8 protein-coding genes are annotated in these 13,286 nt (G+C 74.1%); 5 read left to right on the forward strand and 3 right to left on the reverse strand.

The annotated features are described in order from the left end of the window. Positions 1 to 105 precede the first annotated feature (105 nt). From A8713_RS20845 to moeZ, 5 genes are all read left to right on the forward strand, one after another. Positions 106 to 2,079 carry a DUF3492 domain-containing protein gene (locus tag A8713_RS20845; protein WP_064535144.1) on the forward strand — a complete coding sequence of 658 codons (1,974 nt, stop codon included), beginning with the start codon at positions 106 to 108 and terminating at the stop codon, positions 2,077 to 2,079. Continuing rightward, complete coding sequence (locus A8713_RS20850) at positions 2,076 to 3,338, forward strand: hypothetical protein (protein WP_064535146.1); 1,263 nt, start codon at positions 2,076 to 2,078, stop codon at positions 3,336 to 3,338. The genes A8713_RS20845 and A8713_RS20850 overlap by 4 nt, the downstream gene beginning before the upstream one ends. A 408-nt stretch (positions 3,339 to 3,746) precedes the next feature. Further along, on the forward strand, positions 3,747 to 4,709 hold the full coding sequence (locus A8713_RS20860) for an NAD-dependent epimerase/dehydratase family protein (protein ID WP_064535149.1): 963 nt from the start codon (positions 3,747 to 3,749) through the stop codon (positions 4,707 to 4,709). Beyond that, complete coding sequence (locus tag A8713_RS20865; RefSeq protein WP_064535150.1) at positions 4,697 to 5,446, forward strand: spherulation-specific family 4 protein; 750 nt, start codon at positions 4,697 to 4,699, stop codon at positions 5,444 to 5,446. The genes A8713_RS20860 and A8713_RS20865 overlap by 13 nt, the downstream gene beginning before the upstream one ends. Positions 5,447 to 5,509: 63 nt before the next feature. Next, positions 5,510 to 6,688 (forward strand): adenylyltransferase/sulfurtransferase MoeZ, encoded by a 1,179-nt coding sequence (moeZ, locus tag A8713_RS20870; protein WP_037888165.1) that lies wholly within the window; start codon positions 5,510 to 5,512, stop codon positions 6,686 to 6,688. 146 nt (positions 6,689 to 6,834) lie between these two features. Here moeZ and A8713_RS20875 read toward each other — a convergent pair whose 3' ends face one another. The 3 genes from A8713_RS20875 to A8713_RS20885 form a co-directional block, all read right to left on the reverse strand. Then, positions 6,835 to 8,421: an alpha/beta hydrolase gene (locus A8713_RS20875; RefSeq protein WP_064535152.1), complete on the reverse strand. Its 1,587-nt coding sequence runs from the start codon at positions 8,419 to 8,421 to the stop codon at positions 6,835 to 6,837. A gap of 184 nt (positions 8,422 to 8,605) precedes the next feature. Then, on the reverse strand, positions 8,606 to 10,147 hold the full coding sequence (locus tag A8713_RS20880; RefSeq protein WP_064535154.1) for an alpha/beta hydrolase: 1,542 nt from the start codon (positions 10,145 to 10,147) through the stop codon (positions 8,606 to 8,608). Positions 10,148 to 10,338: 191 nt separating this feature from the next. Beyond that, complete coding sequence (locus A8713_RS20885; RefSeq protein WP_064535156.1) at positions 10,339 to 13,197, reverse strand: lysylphosphatidylglycerol synthase transmembrane domain-containing protein; 2,859 nt, start codon at positions 13,195 to 13,197, stop codon at positions 10,339 to 10,341. Between the last annotated feature and the right edge of the window lie 89 nt (positions 13,198 to 13,286).

The raw sequence follows: 13,286 nt of genomic DNA on the forward strand, positions 1-13,286 counted from the left end.
GGACAACCGTCCGTCGCGCCACCGGCCTGTCCGCATACGTTCTTCCCGCTGCGAGCCGCCGGTGCGACGGCGGCTCTCCACACGGGAGAGAACGGGGGTGCACGCGTGCGCATCGGACTGGTGACGGAGGGCGGCTACCCGTATGCGAGCGGGGACGGCACGCTCTGGTGCGAACGGCTCGTGCGCGGGCTCGGGCAGCACGAGTTCGACCTCTACGCGCTCAGCCGCAGCCGACGGCAGGAGGAGGACGGCTGGGTCCCGCTGCCCCGGCAGGTCGGCCGGGTCCGTACGGCGCCCCTGTGGGGGACCGAGGACACCGGCGCGCGCCACGGACGCCGGGCGCGCCGCCGCTTCGCCGAGTACTACGGGGAACTGGCGGCCGTGCTGTGCGCGACGGGGACGGCCGGACAGACAGGGCGGGCCGGGCAGACAGGACGGGTCGGGCGGACCGGGCGGGCCGGGCAGGGCGCACCGGCCGCATGGGGTGCGCGGGGCGGCCGAGCGGTGTGGGCCGGACAGGACGGGACGGGTCCGGCCGGTCGCTCGGACGACGAGGCGGACCGTTTCGCCTACGCGTTGTACGGCCTCGCGGAACTCGCCCGCGACACGGGCGGCGGCCTGGCGGGCGCGCTGCGCTCGGAGAGCGCTGTCCGCGCGCTGGAACACGCCTGCCGCGCGCCCGGCGCCCACCGCGAGGCGCGTGAGGCGCGCGTACCGGATCTCCTCGGTGTGGCCGTGCACCTGGAACACGCCCTGCGCCCCCTGACCCTGGACTGGTACGGGGACGACGGCCTCGGTGCCGCCGACCTCTGCCACACCGCGGGCGGAGGCACCGCGGCCCTGCCCGGACTGCTCGCGCGCCACTTCTGCGACGTCCCCCTCCTGGTCACCGAGTACGGCGCGCCGCTGCGGGCGCACCACCTGGCCGCCACCGCCGCCCGCACCGCCCCGGCCGTGCGGTCCCTGCTCGCCGCCTTTCACGCCCGGCTCGCCGCCGAGGTCTACCGGCAGGCCGCCGTCATCACCCACGGCAACGCCCACACCCGCCGCTGGCAGGAGCGCTGCGGCGCCGACCGCGCCAGGCTGCGCACCGTCCCTCCCGGCATGGACGCCACGCCGTTCGCCGAGGCGGGCGAGGCCGGTGGGGGCGCAGGGGCCAGTGGGGCTCGTGGGGTTGGTGGGACCGGCGGGAGCGGAGGCGCCGGGGCTCGCACGCGGGCGCACGGCGCGGACACGCTGGTGTGGACCGGCCGTGTCGAACCGGCCAAGGACCTGGTGTCCCTGCTGCACGCCTTCGCGGAGGTCCGCTGGGAGCACCCGGGGGCGCGGCTGAGGATCGTGGCCACGGCGGCGCCGGACGGTCACGAGGCCGCCGACTACCTGGCCCACTGCAAGGCGCTGGCGGCCCAGCTCTTCCCGTACGAGGCCGAGGGCCCGCACACCGTCGGCGAGAACCCGGTCGCCTTCGAGGAGGTGGGCGGCCCCGAGGTGCCTGCCCTCGCCGATGCCTACGCCTCGGGCGCCGTGGTGGTCCTGTCGAGCGTGGTCGAGGGCTTCCCGTCCGGCCTGGTGGAGGCGATGTTCTCCGGGTGCGCGACCGTCTCCACGGACGTCGGCGCGGTCGTCGAGGTCATCGGCGGTACGGGACTCGTCGTGCCGCCGCGCAATCCGCGGGCGCTCGGTGAGGCGTGCGTGGCGCTGCTGCGCGACCCCGAGCGCCGTGCGCGCCTGGGCGCCGCCGCCCGCGCCCGCGCACTCGAACTGTTCACCGTCGAGCGGAACATCGCGGCATTTCACAGCATTTACCTGGAGGTCGTCTCCCGGTGTCCGGTCCGGCGCGTGGTCCTGGACGACTCCGGCGCGCCCCTTCCGTTCGCCGCCCCGGCCGAGTCCCACCTCGCCGGGCCGCCCGGATTCCCCGGCCCGCCCGACCGCCGGACCGGCCCGGCCACCCGGCACCCGGGTACCGCCGCCCCGGGCCCCTCCGTCGCCGCACCGGCCCGCACCGCCCCCAGCTGGGCGGCCGCCGCCCCCGGCCGCACCCCGACCCGCCGTCCGGCCACGGAGGCCGCCCGATGACCACCCCGAGAGAATCCGACCACCCGAGGACCCCGACCAGCCCCGGCGCCTGGGGCGCGGGCCCGGCGGAGCGGCCGACGGCGGCCGACGGCACCGGCGGGCGCGACGGGGCGCGCGGACGCGGCACCGTGCTCGACCGGGCCCGCGCCACCGCACCGCGCCGAGGCGCGGCCGACCCGGTCACCTCCCTGCTGCACCGCCATCGCGAACTGTGCGAACGCGCGGTCGACCCCCTGGAGATCGCCGCGGCTCTGGAGGCGCACGGCGTCACCGACCGCACCGCCGCCCGCTACCGCCACCGCGACGTCTTCTCCCTGGCGGAGGAGATGTACGCCCGCGTCGCACGCGACACCGCCACACCCGCGCCGCCCCGGGACGCCACCGCGCCCCGCGCGCGTGCCGGCTGGATCCTGCTCGGCCTGCTGCCCGGCGTCCTGTGCGCGGCGACGGCCGCCGGAGTGCGCCTGACCACGGGCCCGGTCCGTCCGGCGGTGGCGGCGGTCGGTCTGCCGGCCCTGGCCCTGGCCGTGCACGCCCTGCTCCGCCGCGGCCCGCTCGGCAGCCGCGAGCAGCCCCGGGGCGGCCCGCGCACCCCCGGTACCCGTGCCTGGACGTACTGGCTCCTCGCCTATGCCGTCCTCGGTGACGGCCTGCTCGGCGCGGCGGTCCCGGGCGGTCCCGACGGACTGCCCGACGGCACCAGGACCGGCCCCTGGCCGCTGGCGACCGTGCCCGTGCTGGCGCTCGCGCTCGCCTGCGCACCGGCGTGCTGGTCCGCGCACCTCTTCGCGGTACGCGCCCGGCGCGCGCTGACGGCCAGCCGCGGCCTGCACGAGTTCGCCGCCTCCGTACGGCCCCTGCTCCTCGTCGTGTTCACCCTCTTCCTGGGCGCTCTGGCCGCCCTGCTCACCGCCTGCGGCAAGGTCCTGCACGAGCCCGCCGCGACCGTCCAGACCCTCGCGCTGGGCGCCCTGCTGCTGCTCGCCCGGCTGCTCATCACGCACGGCTCCGCCCACGCCCCGGCCGTCGCCCTCGCCGCCGCGGCCACGGTGGAGGCGACGGCCCAGGCGAGCGTCTTCGTCGGCCGCCTCCCCGGCTGCGATCCGCTCGCCGTCCCGGTCGACACCCTCGTGACCGCCTGGGGGACGGGCAGCATCCCCGCCCTCGCCTGCGGAGCCGCCGCCCTCGCCCTCCTGGTCCACGCGGCTCGCACCCTGACCAGGGCCTCGGCCCACGCGCAGGCGGAGAAGCAGTCGTGACGGACGCCCGCCGCCCCGGGCCACGGGCCGCCCGGCGGCCCTCGCCCTGCCGCGGCCACCGCCACCACCTGAGCCCCGGCGAACCCGCGCCCGGTGCGCGGAAACCCGGCGAGCCCGCACCCGGCGAGCCCGCACGCGGCGAGCGGGCCCCGGGCGTGCGGTCCTCGGACGAACAGGCTCCCGGTGGGCGGGCCATCGGCGCCGTACGCCACCGGCGCGCCCCCACACGCGACCGCCCCGGGCCGGAGCCGCAGGCGGATCCGGTCCCGCGCGGACCACGGGCCTTCGGCCCCGCCGCCGGAGCCCACCGCACCACCCCCCTGAAGGAGAACACCAGATGACCACCGCCCGATCCGGAGCGTCCGGAGCTTCCGGAGCCACCGGAGCGCACACCCCGGGAGCCGCCCGATGAGGGTTCTGCTGATCGGAGCAGGCGGATACCTCGGCCGCTTCGTCGCCGACCGCCTGCTCGCCGACCCGGCCGTCCAGCTCACCGCACTCGGCCGCGGCGACGACGCCGACGTCCGCTTCGACCTCGCCACGGGCAGCCCGGGAGCGCTCACCCGCTTCCTCGACGCCGTCCACCCGGGCGTCGTCGTCAACTGCGCGGGCGCCACCCGGGGCGGTGCCCGCGAACTCACCCGGCACAACACCGTCGCGGTCGCCACCGTCTGCGAGGCGCTGCGCCGCAGCGGGTGCGGGGCCCGCCTGGTGCAGATCGGCTGCGGCGCCGAGTACGGCCCCAGCCAGCCCGGTTCCTCCACCGCCGAGGACGCCGTCCCCCGCCCCGGCGGCCCGTACGGGGTCAGCAAACTCGCCGCGACCGAACTCGTCCTCGGCTCCGGTCTGGACGCCGTGGTGCTCCGCGTCTTCTCGCCCGCCGGTCCCGGCACACCGGCGGGCTCGCCGCTCGGCCGGCTCGCCGAGGCCATGCGCCGTGCCATGCAGTCCGGCGACGGCGACCTCAAGCTCGCGGGCCTCGGCGCCCAGCGCGACTTCGTCGACGTCCGCGACGTGGCCCGCGCCGTGCACGCCGCCTCCCTCTCGGCCGCCCAGGGCGTCATCAACATCGGCTCCGGCCGTGCGGTCCGGCTGCGCGACGCCGCGTCGGTCCTGGCACGCGTGGCCGGATACGGCGGCGCCCTCCACGAACTCGACGGCCCGCCCGCCGGCCACCTGCGGCCCACCATCGGCCACCCGCGCAGCGACCCCGACCACCCCGCGCCGGTCGCGTACCCGTACCCCGACGGCTGCGGCGGCTGGCAGCAGGCCGATGTGCGCACCGCGCGCGACCGGCTCGGCTGGCGCCCCCGGATCAGCCTGGAGGAGTCGCTGGCCGACATCTGGATGGAGGCCGCATGCCGTATCTGACCGGCACCGCGGCAGGCGGCTCCCGGACCGCCGTCCGCGCAGGACTCGGCGTCCCCGGCTGTGCGCACCCCCTGCTCGCCCCCGCCGAGTGGAACGCGCTCACCCGGCCCGGGACGCCCCTGCACTGGACGGTCCTCGACGTCGCCGACGGCCCCGGCGTCCGGCCCGACCCGCGCTGCCTGGAGGCGGCCGGGCGGCTGCGCAAGGCGGGCGTCCGGGTCCTCGGCCGCCTCGACCTGCTCCGGGGCACCCGGGCCCGGGGGGAACTGATCACCGACGCGCACCGGTACCTGGAGTGGTACCAGGTCGACGGCTTCCTCCTGGACCGCTGCCCCGCGAGCCGCGCGGGGCTGCCCGAGACCCGCCGCACGATCACCTCGCTGCGGGCCCTGCGCGCCGACGCCCATCTCGTCCTCGGGCACGGCACCCCGCCGTACCCCGGATACGCCGAGTGCGCCGAGCAGTTGGTGACCTTCGACGGGCCGTGGAGCGACTACCGCTTCTCGCAGACCGCCGAGTGGACCGCGGACCATCCGCCCGAGCGTTTCTGCCACTTCGTGCACGGTGTCCCGCGCGGCCATCTCGACGAGGCGCTGCGCGTCGCCCGCTGGCAGGGCGCGGCCACGATCTGGTTCACCGACCGCACGGACCACGGAGGCCGGAGGGCCCCCTGGGAGGGCCTGCCCGGCTACTGGGACGATATTGTCTCGCTGGTCGGAACAGGTGTCTCGGAATGAAGAAGGCCGTGGCAGTGTTACGGGGAGAACAACCGTAGTGATTGACCGACCAACGGAGTCCCCGTGTCGCTGCCACCCCTGGTCGAGCCAGCTCCTGAGCTCACCGTAGACGAGGTCCGCAGGTACTCCCGCCACCTGATCATCCCCGATGTGGGGATGGACGGGCAGAAGCGGCTGAAGAACGCCAAGGTGCTCTGTGTGGGCGCCGGCGGCCTGGGCTCGCCGGCGCTGATGTACATGGCCGCCGCGGGCGTCGGCACGCTCGGCATCGTGGAGTTCGACGAGGTCGACGAGTCGAACCTGCAACGCCAGGTCATCCACAGCCAGGCCGACATCGGCCGCTCCAAGGCAGAGTCCGCGCGTGACACCGTCAAGGGCATCAACCCGTACGTGAACGTGGTCCTTCACCAGGAGCGGCTCGAGGCCGACAACGTGATGGACATCTTCAGCCAGTACGACCTGATCGTCGACGGCACGGACAACTTCGCGACCCGCTACCTGGTCAACGACGCGTGCGTGCTGCTGAACAAGCCGTACGTGTGGGGTTCGATCTACCGCTTCGACGGCCAGGCCTCGGTGTTCTGGTCCGAGCACGGTCCCTGCTACCGCTGCCTCTACCCGGAGCCCCCGCCCCCCGGCATGGTCCCCTCCTGCGCCGAGGGCGGCGTGCTGGGCGTGCTGTGCGCGTCCATCGGCTCCATCCAGGTCAACGAGGCCATCAAGCTCCTCGCCGGCATCGGTGAGCCGCTGGTCGGCCGGCTGATGATCTACGACGCCCTGGAGATGCAGTACCGCCAGGTCAAGGTCCGCAAGGACCCCGACTGCGCGGTCTGCGGCGAGAACCCGACCGTCACGGAACTCATCGACTACGAGGCCTTCTGCGGCGTCGTCTCCGAGGAGGCCCAGGCGGCGGCGGCCGACTCCACGATCACTCCCAAGCAGCTCAAGGAGTGGATCGACGACGGCGAGAACATCGAGATCATCGATGTGCGCGAGCCGAACGAGTTCGAGATCGTCTCCATCCCGGGTGCCCGGCTGATCCCGAAGAACGAGTTCCTCATGGGAACCGCCCTGGAGGGCCTGCCGCAGGACAAGAAGATCGTCCTGAACTGCAAGACGGGTGTCCGCAGTGCGGAAGTCCTCGCCGTGCTGAAGTCCGCGGGCTTCTCGGACGCCGTGCACGTCGGCGGCGGCGTGATCGGCTGGGTCAACCAGATCGAACCGAGCAAGCCGGTCTACTGAGCCGTACTCCGGGCGACCGGACCGGCAGCACGAGCCCATGGCCCCCGCCCACGGCGGGCGCCATGGGCTCGTGCCGTTCCACCCGGCCGCCCGTCCCGCGGTCCAGCCCGCCGTCCGCCCTGCTGACCGCCCGGCCGACCGGGCGATCAGGAGCAGACCGTGCCGTCCCTCGGCACCGTGCCGTCCAGCAGATAGGCGTCGACCGTCGAGTCCACGCAGTCGCTGCCACTGCCGTACGCGCCGTGGCCCTCGCCCTTCCAGGTCAGCTCCACGCCGACGCCCTTGCCGAGTCCGTCCGCCATCTTGCGGGCGCCCTCGTACGGGGTCGCCGGGTCGCCGGTGTTGCCGACCACGAGGATCGGCGCCGCGCCCGGCGCATCGACCCGCGGGGTGTCGTACTGCCCGGCCACCGGCCAGTCGTGGCACCAGCCCGCCGTGTCCCAGCTCATGAAGGCACCGAACACCGGGGAGATCCGCTCGAACTCGGGCAGCCGCCGCTTCGCCTCCTCCGGCGTGGGCCGCTGCCTGTCGTCCAGGCACGATATGACCCGTTGCGCATGGGTCGTCGTGCCGTAGTGCCCCGAGGCGTCGCGGTCGTTGTAGGAGTCGGCCGACGCCAGCAGCCCCGTCCCGTCGCCGCGCCGCGCGGCGGCGAGGGCAGCGGTCAGTCTCGGCCAGCTGTCCCTGCTGTACAGCGGCAGGACGATGCCGGTCAGGGCGAGCGTCTGCGTCAGCTTGCGTCCCGACGCGGTGGGCAGCGGCTTCGCGTCGATCCGCGCCAGCAGGTCCGCGATCTGGCGTGAGCCGTTCGCGGGGTCCTGGCCGGTGGACTTCAGATAGTCGTCCAGCGCCCGCTGGAAGCCCCGGGTCTGGTTCAGCGCGTGGCCCACCGTGTCGGCCGTCGGGTCGACCACCGCGTCCAGCACGAGCCGGCCGACGTGCCCGGGGAACAGATGGGCGTAGACGCCGCCCAGCTCGGTGCCGTAGGAGATGCCGAAATAGTGCATTTGGCGGTCGCCGAGGACCTGCCGCATCAGGTCCATGTCGCGGGCCGTGTCGGTCGTCGAGACATGCGCGAGGAGCTTTCCGGCGGCCTTGGCGCAGCCCCGGGCGAAGTCGGCCGCGTCCCGCAGGTACGCCTGTTCCTCCGCCGGGGTGTCGGGCGTCGTGTCGATGGCCTCGGCGGCCTGGATCCCGCGGTCGTCGCGGCAGCGGACGCCCTCGCTGGCGCCGACTCCGCGCGGGTCCCAGCTCACCAGGTCGTACCGCTGGCGGAGGGCGCTCACCGTGGAGGCGTACGCCGGGAGCGTCTGCACGCCCGAGCCGCCGGGGCCGCCGAAGTTGAACAGCAGGGAGCCGGTGCGCTCGCCGGTGGCCCCGGCGCGGATCAGGGCGAGGCCGATGGTCTCGCCGCCGGGGCGGGACCAGTCCAGCGGCGCCCTGAGTGTGGCGCACTGCCAGTCGCGGCCCGGCGCCGGGGAGCCGGCGGCGGCCCCGCAGCGGCCCCAGGCGAGTTGCTGGGACGTCAGGGAGGCGGGCAGCGCCGAGGAGTCCCCGGCCGCGCCCGGCGACGGGGCCGCGCCCGGCGGTGACGCGGTGCCCGGTGACGAGGCGCCGGCCGACGGATCCGACCGCCCCTTGCCCGTGTCCCCGCCCGTGCCGTCCGGTCCGCCGCACCCGGCCAGCAGCGCCGTGGCGGCGACCGCCGCCGCCCACCGTGCCAGACGTCCCATGCCGCATCCCCCCTCATGCGCACCCATGCGCTCCCACGCACTCCCGCGGATCGGCCCGCGGGAAGCAGTCAGGCCATGGTAGGCGGATCGCGATCAACCGGGGGAAGCCTGTGGATAACGCCCTGACCTGGGGATTTTTGGCCTGGAGGTCCAGGGTTCTCTGGGCCGGGGCCGGGGCCGGGGGCTAGGCGCAGACCGTTCCGGCCGCCGGTACCCTGCCGTCGAGCAGGTAGCCGTTCACCGCGCTCTGCACGCACTTGTCGCCGCTGTTGTAGGCGCCGTGGCCCTGGCCCTTGTAGGTCAGTTCCACGCCGACGCCCCGCCCCAGCGCCTCCACCATCTTCCGCGCGCCCTCGTACGGCGTGGCCGGGTCGCCGGTGTTGCCCACGACCAGGATCGGCGTCGAGCCGGGCGCGCTCACGTCCGGGTGGTCGGCCGCGCCGGGCACCGGCCAGTCGGCGCAACTGAGCATGCCCCAGGCCAGGAAGTCCCCGAACAGCGGGGAGGCGGCCCGGAACTCGGGCAGCTTGCGCTGCACGTACGCCGTGTCGTAGCGCTGTTTCTCGTCGGAGCAGTTGATGGCCACGTTCGCGGCGGTGAGATTGCTGTACTCGCCGTTCTCGGTGCGGCCGTTCATCGCGTCGGACAGCAGCATGAGGATCCTGCCGTCACCGGCGTAGGCCTGCTCCAGGGCCTCGGTGAGCGGCCCCCACAGGTCCTTGGAGTACAGGGCCTGGGCGATGCCGTTGGTCGCGGCCGTCTGGGTCAGCAGCCGGGGGAAGATGCCGGGGATCGGCTTGGCGTCGAGGTTCTTGAGCAGGGCGGCGACGCGGTTCTCGACGTCCTGGGCGGTGGTGCCGATGGGGCACTTGGACTTCGTGACGCAGTCGTGCGCGAAGTTGTCCATGGCCAGCTGGAACCCCTTGGCCTGCCCGAGCGAACTCTGCTCGGGCGTCTGCGTCGGGTCGACGACCGCGTCGAGGACGGCCCGGCCCACGTGCCCGGGGAAGAGGTGGGCGTAGACGCCGCCCAGTTCGGTGCCGTAGGAGATGCCGAAGTAGTGCAGCCGGGCATCGCCCAGGACCTGCCGCATGAGGTCCATGTCGCGGGCCGCGTCGGTCGTGCGCACATGCGGCAGGACCCGCGCGGAGTTCTTCTCGCACGCCGCGTTGAACTGCTCGGTGTTCTTCAGGAACGTGGCGCGCTCGGCGGCGTCGTCGGGTGTCGCGTCCTGCTGGAAGTACCGGTCGAGCTGGGCGTCGCTCTCGCATCGGACACCCGCGCTGCGCCCCACCCCGCGCGGGTCGAAGCTGACCAGGTCGTATCGCGCGCGCAGGGGGGCGTAGTCCTGCGCGAACGAGGGCAGGGTGCTCACCCCGGAGCCGCCGGGGCCACCGAAGTTGAAGATCAGTGAGCCGATGCGCCGGCCCGGTCCGGCCGCCCGCGCGCGGATCAGCGCGATGCCGATCGTGTCCCCCCGGGGCCTGCTCCAGTCCAGCGGCGCCTTCATGATGGCGCACTGCCAGGTGCCGCCGTCCGGCAGCGGGGAGGGTGCCGTGCCGCCGCCCTCGGACACGGACGGGGCCGGACAGTCCGTCCAGTCCAGCTTCTGGGCGGTCAGGTCCCCGCTCCCGGGACTCTCGTCGCCGCATCCCGCCATCAGAGCGGCCAGCAGCACTGCGGTTGCGGTCAGGGCGGCAGCACGCGGCCCGCGCGGGTTCGGCATGGCTCCATCCTCATGCCGCGGGCGCACTCCCGCGCGGGGCGTGTGCCGTCCGGGGTATGTGCGGCCCACACACCGGAGGAAGTCCTTCCGTGACGGCGGAACCCACTCTTCTCCGGGGCCCCGCCGCACCGCCGCACACCCCTGGGGCCGCGACCCGCCGTATCCCTACAGGGTGCCTTTGCGCGTCATCCCTACAGGGCGCCCTTGCGCGTCAGATGGTTGAAGGCCAGCCACCCCGGCAGCACCGGCAGCCACAGCGTCAGCAGCCGGAACATCAGCACCGCCGGTGCGGCCACCTCCTTGGGCAGCCCCACCGCGATCAGGCCGACGGTGAGCGTGGCCTCGACCGCGCCCACCCCGCCGGGCGTCGGGGCGGCGGAGCCGAGGGCGTTGCCGGCGAGGAAGACCACGGCCACACTCGCGATGCTGAGCGAGGTCGACTCGTCGCCGAACGCCCGGATGGAGGCGTCCAGGCACATCACGAAGCAGGCGGTGAGCAGCAGCATGCCGCCGATGCCGGTGACGAGCTTCTGCGGGCGCTGGAGCACGTCCAGCATGCGCGGCACGACCCCCGCGAAGAGCGACCGCACGCGCGTGGCCACGAACTTCCGCAGGAACGGCACCGAGGTGACCACCAGTACGAGCACCGCGACCGTCAGCAGCCCGGCGATCACCGTCCGGGACGGCGACAGCGACGGCGTCTTCTCCGTACCGGTCAGATAGCCGAAGGACAGCAGCATCAGGATGTGGCAGCCGAGCCCGAACAGCTGGGACGCGCCCACACTCGCCACCGCGAGCCCCGGGCGCACGCCCGCGCGTTGCAAGAAGCGCGTGTTGAGCGCCACACCGCCCACCGCGGCCGGTGCCACGATCTTCACGAACGACCCGGCGACCTGGGCGGCCACCGTCCGTACGAACGGCACCCGCTCCGGCACGAACCCCAGCAGCGCCATCGCCGCCGCCACATAGCTGAGCGCCGAGAACGCCACCGCCGCCGCCAGCCAGCCCCACTGGGCATGGGCGAAGAGCGTGTTGAACTCGATGTGCGTGAGCTGCGTCAGCAGGTAGTACGCGCCGATGGCACCGGCGATGAAGCTGATCAGGGTGCGCGGCCGTACGCGCTCCAGCCGGGCCGGCTCCACCGGGGCCTGTGGCCTGATGCGCAGCACCTGGTGGCGGATCTGGGTCAGCAGGTCGTCCTCGCGGGCCCCGTCTATGGCCTCCTCGATGGCCCGCTTCTCCGCCCGCGCCTCGGCACGCTCGGCCTTCTTGCCCTGCTTGTCCTGCTTCTTGTCCGGCCTGTTCCGGTCCGGTGCCTCCGGCTTGTCCAGGACGACGCCGGCCGGGGCACCGGCGTCAGCGCCGATGTCGGCGCTCTGCGCGGCGTGCTCCAGGCGGGTCTGCTTGGCCTGCCTGGATGCCTCCAGGACCGCGTCGCGCTCCCGCTGCGCACGCTCCCGCGCGAGCCGGCGCAGGGTGGCGCGGGTGGAGCGGGTCAGGGCGATGGGCTGGAGCATGGGCAGGCAGTCGGCGACCGCGTCCGGCCCCAGGACGTCCACCGCGGAGGCGACGGCGCGCTCGGCGCCCACCCGCAGGCCGAGCGTCGTCACCAACTGGGCGACGTCCATGCGCAGCAGCAGATCGCCCGCGGCGATCTCCCCGCCGCGCAGGTCGGTCAGGATCACCTTGCCGGAACGATCCACCACGATCGCGTCACCCGACAGCCTGCGGTGCGCGATGCGGCGGGACTGCAGGGCCCGCACCTGCTGCCAGGCGAGGCGCAGCAGCTCGTCGGTGATCTCCTCGTCGGGCAGCGAGTCGAGGGTGCGGCCGCCGGTGTGCTCGTAGACGAGCATCACGGCGTCGGGGCCCAGCTCGGACGTCGCGATCAGCTTGGGCGCGTTGGCGCCGGCCGCGATGGCCGCGTAGGCGAGGAGCGCCTCCTGCTCCAGCGCCTGGCGCAGCGACTGGAGGCTGCTGCGGGTCGCGAATCCGCGCAGGGTGATGTTGCGCCACAGCCGGTAGAAGAAGCCCTGCGCCTGCTGTTCGCGGTCGACGACCGTGACGTCCAGCGGCGGGCCGTCCTCCAGGGTGACGAAGTAGCGCCGGCCGCGGTCGCCGCTGTCCGCGGTCGTCTCCGCCGCCTCCTGGCGGGCCGCGCTCACCGGGTGGAAGCCGACGGTCTGGAGCCCCGCCATCAGGGTCCGTCCGGTGGGGCGGACGTTCGGCGAGCCGACCGCGTACAGGGTGCCGTAGGCGATGGACCAGCCGATCAGCACCGTCAGGATGATCGAGAACGGTGTCGTGTACCCGGTGACCAGCATGGAGAAGGCGTCGAGCAGCAGCACGATCCACAGCACCGAACGCCAGCGCGGCCTGCGGGACATGCCGACCGCCGTCATGTACGCGATGACCGGGGCGAGATAGCCGTGGACCGGGTCGGTCAGCGCGTGCAGATTGCCGGGGGAGGGCTGGGTGAGGGCGTCCTGGATCGAACCCGGGGCGGCCTTGGCCACCCACAGGTCGGTGGCGAGCGTCACCCCGTGTGCCAGGACCGCCGCGAGGACGCCGTCCGCGATCCGCAGCCCGTCGCGTTTGATCAGACGTTCGATCGCGAAGGCGACCGGGACCAGCAGGATCGCGATGCTGGACACCAGTCCGGCGATCTTGATGAGCAGGTCGGGCGCCTGGCCCGTGCCCTTGTTGATGTCCTGTTCGAGGCCGGAGGTGGTGCCGTGCGCGAACGCGGCGACGGCGAGCAGGACCGCGATGGCGAGCACGCCCACGAGCAGCCGCATCAGGTCCGAAGGACGGTGCACGCGCGCGGGGAGCAGCGGCTCGTCACCCTCCAGTTCGTCGATGTGGGCCACGTCGGCGCTCTCGTCGGGCCGCTCCTGCGCCGCGTCCGCCCCCTTCGCGGGGTCCTCGGCGGAGTCCTTGTGATCGGCGTGGTCGGCGTGGCTGGCGTGGTCGGCGCTGTCGGCGTCCGGGCGCGACGAGACCCCAGAGGTGCCCTCCGCGTCGTCGGGGTGCACACCCTGCTGTTTCATCGTCTCTTCTTGGTCTCGTATCACCGGTCACCGCCCGCACGATGGTGGCATGCCCCACCGACACACGGGGGCGTCAGGGTGCATATGCG

The organism is Streptomyces sp. SAT1 (assembly GCF_001654495.1).
In the GTDB taxonomy this organism is placed as follows: Bacteria; Actinomycetota; Actinomycetes; order Streptomycetales; family Streptomycetaceae; genus Streptomyces; species Streptomyces andamanensis.

Bases quoted from the DNA above. Each gene is read 5' to 3' on its own strand.
- A8713_RS20875 (WP_064535152.1), bottom strand. From the start codon at position 8,421: ATGGGACGTCTGGCACGGTGGGCGGCGGCGGTCGCCGCCACGGCGCTG.
- A8713_RS20880 (WP_064535154.1), bottom strand. From the start codon at position 10,147: ATGCCGAACCCGCGCGGGCCGCGTGCTGCCGCCCTGACCGCAACCGCA.
- A8713_RS20850 (WP_064535146.1), top strand. From the start codon at position 2,076: ATGACCACCCCGAGAGAATCCGACCACCCGAGGACCCCGACCAGCCCC.
- A8713_RS20885 (WP_064535156.1), bottom strand. From the start codon at position 13,197: ATGAAACAGCAGGGTGTGCACCCCGACGACGCGGAGGGCACCTCTGGG.
- A8713_RS20860 (WP_064535149.1), top strand. From the start codon at position 3,747: ATGAGGGTTCTGCTGATCGGAGCAGGCGGATACCTCGGCCGCTTCGTC.
- A8713_RS20865 (WP_064535150.1), top strand. From the start codon at position 4,697: ATGCCGTATCTGACCGGCACCGCGGCAGGCGGCTCCCGGACCGCCGTC.